Below are 3,629 nucleotides of genomic sequence, written 5' to 3' on the forward strand. Positions count from 1 at the left end.
CTTGAAGCGGCGCAAGTCGAGCGCGTCAATCATTGTCCGCGCCTCGGCCAGGTTTTTCGCCGGGCGGGCATCGTTGTGTACGGGAGTTACCGTGCGCGCGCCGGCGGCAAACTGGATCTCGGCCATGCTCTGATAGGTGCGCCGCACGGCCTCCCAGGTGTAATCGGTCAACTGGTAATCCAGCACCGGGGAACCATCGCTGCGCAGCTGCACTTCACCTTGTGAACTGTCCGGGTGAAAGCCATCGCGCAGCAGGGCAATCATCATGTTGGCGTTGGGTAGCTGCTGCATCAGCTCGCTATTGGCCACGCCCGTGCCGCCGAGGACCGTAGCACTGAAGCCAGGTTGCATGGGCGGCACCTCCAGTTTGTAGCCCATCGGGCCGGTGGCACCGTCCTGCCACTGGAAATGGTCGGAATAAATGGACTGGGGAGCGCCATAGAAGGGATTGATCTGCTGGTCGAACTGCGCCCAGGAAAAGGTCGTGAGGTGCAGGAAGGTGCGCTTGCCGAGGATGCCATGCGGATCGGGCGCTTCGGAGCGCAGCAGCAAACCTGGGGTATTGATGCTGCCGCCGGCCAGGATGTAATGCCGGGCATGAACCTGGATCCGCCGCCCGGTCGGTGCGACGCAGCGCTCATCCATGGCTACGCACTCGAGCCCGGTTACACGACCACCGTCCAGCTGCAGACGCTCGGCCCGGGCGAGGTAGATCAGCTCGCCGCCATTATCCAGCAGCGCCGGGATGCTGGTGACCAGCATGGACTGCTTGGCGTTGGTTGGGCAGCCGAGACCGCAATAGCCGAGATTCCAGCAGCCGCGCACGTTGCGTGGGATGACTTGCCAATGCAGTCCGAGCTTCTCGCAGCCACGGCGCAGCACGTCGTTGTTGGCATTGGGCGGCATGGCCCAGGGGCTGATGCCCAGGCGCTCTTCCATACGAGCGAACCAGGGTGCCAGTTCTTCTACGCTGTGCCCAAGTACTTCATGCTCACTGGCCCAATGCGCCAGGGTGGGCTCGGGCGTGCGGAAGCAGGACGTCCAGTTGACCAGGGTAGTGCCGCCGACGGCACGGCCCTGCAGGATGGTAATGGCGCCGTCCTTCGACATGCGCCCCAGCCCTTCCTGATACAGGTCGGGGTAGGCCTCATGTTCCTGCAGCTTGAAATCACTGCTGGTGAACAGGCCGCCTTCCTCTATCAGCAAGACCTTGAATCCGGCTGCGCTGAGTATTTCCGCGCTGGTGGCACCACCGGCGCCGCTGCCGACGATGGCGATATCCGCCTCCAGGGTCAGGTCTTGCTCCAGTTGTGCAGCGTTGGTCACTTTCCAGTCGCGCTTGAGTCCTTCGGTGAACAGATCCGGAATGGGCATGCAGGGGCTCTCCTGTTCAGATGCGCGGTGGGCCCGGATAGCCGCATTGCGGCCATGACGCCGGGGTGCTGTAGCAGGACAGCAGAATCAGATTGGTCAGAGCGTTCTGACCCTGTTGCAGCAAGGCGAAGGAGCTGTTTTCCCAGCGCTTGAGGAAGGCTTGCACCGCCTCGTCGTTGGCATTCTCCCAAGAGCCCCAGATGCCGGTTACTGCGCCGCGCGTGACGCCCAGAGTCAGCAGATCGAACAGCTGCAACAGCTGGGTGTTGAGGCTGGGTGACAACTGATTCAGGTTGTTGTCGAGCGCCAGCAGAACGCCTTCTACAATGGCGGCCTGTTGCTCTGCCGGGAGCGCGCCAACCAGCACCACTGGGATTACCCGACGCAACATGGGCAGATCATCCTTGCGCAGTTGCTGGAAACCCTGCGCGGGGGTATCGGCCGAGCAACCGCCAAGGCTGGCGATGCCGCCGACGGTAGTCAGGACGGCGGTGCCGAACAATCCCAGTTTGAGCAACTGGCGACGATTCATGCCGGGGGCGTCTGCAGTGGTGTCGGGCATTATTATTGTTGTCCTTGGCCTGGTGAGTTGGTCAGCGAATCAGCAATTTGCGCAACAACTTCTGCATGGCGCTGCCGTAGGGCGGATAAAGCACCCGTGTGGCATTGAAGCGCGGCTTGCGCAATACCGCCTTGGCCTTGCTGAAGGTCAGAAAACCCTCATGACCATGGTAATGGCCCATGCCGGAAGGCCCGATACCGCCAAAGGGCAGGTCGCATACCGCGACATGCAGCAGGGTCTCGTTCAGGCCCACGCCGCCGGAATGGGTCTGCTCCATTACCCGCTGTTGCTCACCCCGATCGTAGCCAAAATAGTAGAGCGCCAGCGGGCGCGGACGGGCATTGATATAGGCGATGGCGTCGTCGATCTGCCGGTAGGGCACGATCGGCAGCAATGGGCCGAATATCTCATCCTGCATCACCAGCATGTCATCGCTGACATCCACCAGCAGGGTAGGGGGCAGGCGTTGCTCCTGGCTTGCGTCGAACAAGGGGAGCACCCGCGCACCCTTGGTTTGGGCATCGTCGATATAGCTGTTCAATCGCGCCTGCTGGCGCGGATTGATGATGCTGGTGTAGTCGGGGCTATCACTGAGCTGCGGATAAAACCGGCTGATCATCTTGCGGTAAGCCTCGACAAATGCTTCCACCCGCGCTTCCGGCACCAGTACATAGTCCGGCGCCACGCAGGTCTGCCCGGCATTCATGGTCTTGCCGAAGGCGATGCGTTCGGCAGCGTCGTCCAACGGTACCGTTGCCGAGACAATGGCCGGTGATTTGCCACCCAGTTCCAGCGTTACCGGGGTCAGGTTATCCGCCGCTGCGTGCAGAATATGTCGGGCAATGCTGGTGGCGCCGGTGAATAGGAGGTGATCGAAGGGCAGGCGGGAAAAAGCTGCACCCACATCCGCCTCGCCCAGCACCACAGCGACCTGATCCTCTGGAAAGGCTCTGGCCAACAGCTCCTTGACCAGTTGGGACGTAGCCGGGGTTGATTCACTCATCTTGATCATTACCCGGTTACCCGCCGCCAGCGCACCGAGCAGCGGGCCGATGGCCAGAAAAATCGGATAATTCCAGGGCACTATCACCCCAACGACGCCCAGCGGTTGATAGAACACCTGAGCCGAGCCCGGTTGAAAGGCGATGCCCAGCGGGCGTCGTGCCGGTTTCATCCAGCGGCGCAAATGTTTGCAGACGTGATCGATGGATTGCAGGCTGGGTAATATCTCGGCAAACAGCGTCTCATCCCGCGAACGGTTACCGAAATCCCGACTCACCGCCTCAGCCAACGCTTCCTGTTCATCTACCAGAACTGTGCGCAGCCGTTTCAGCCAACTCAGCCGAGTTGCCAGCGAAGGCATGGGATCGGCCTGAAAAGCATTGCGCTGCTGCTTCAGTAACGAAGCCAGAGGCGCCTCGATGTCGCTACGGGAAGGGCTACTATCCACTGAAAAAGCTCCGGGCGGGATTGGAGTAATTATTCTAATTTTTGTAAAGCAATGCCGCAGCAGGGTCAAGAAGGATTTCAAGCCCCGTCATCCTCGGCATAGGTCGGATCCATCCTTCCTAAGGTGTTTGGTAAAGCGGGCATGAGCCCGTCTTATTCACGAGCCTTGACCTAAAATAAAGAAGGCGAGTGGTTTATTCTTTATAATCAATATGTTCGGCAAGAACTTGATTAGAGAGGGCCG

Annotated in this window: 3 protein-coding genes; all 3 read right to left on the minus strand. The window is 60.3% G+C overall.

Features of this window, described 5'->3' with window-relative positions; genetic code table 11:
• Positions 1 to 1,374: GMC family oxidoreductase N-terminal domain-containing protein (locus AC2VNK_RS07415; protein WP_486883330.1), on the minus strand; the 1,374-nt coding region annotated here is incomplete at its 3' end.
• A gap of 16 nt (positions 1,375 to 1,390) precedes the next feature.
• A complete protein-coding gene (locus AC2VNK_RS07420) occupies positions 1,391 to 1,936 on the minus strand; it encodes a hypothetical protein (protein WP_033962851.1) in 546 nt (181 codons plus the stop codon).
• 31 nt (positions 1,937 to 1,967) lie between these two features.
• Complete coding sequence (locus tag AC2VNK_RS07425) at positions 1,968 to 3,386, minus strand: coniferyl aldehyde dehydrogenase (protein ID WP_033962848.1); 1,419 nt, start codon at positions 3,384 to 3,386, stop codon at positions 1,968 to 1,970.
• Positions 3,387 to 3,629 lie beyond the last annotated feature (243 nt).

This window comes from Acidithiobacillus sp. TH-A35 (assembly GCF_057473505.1).

What these genes read in the sequence shown, in the direction of transcription:
- AC2VNK_RS07420 (WP_033962851.1), bottom strand. Translation starts at nt 1,936, where the DNA reads ATGCCCGACACCACTGCAGACGCCCCCGGCATGAATCGTCGCCAGTTG.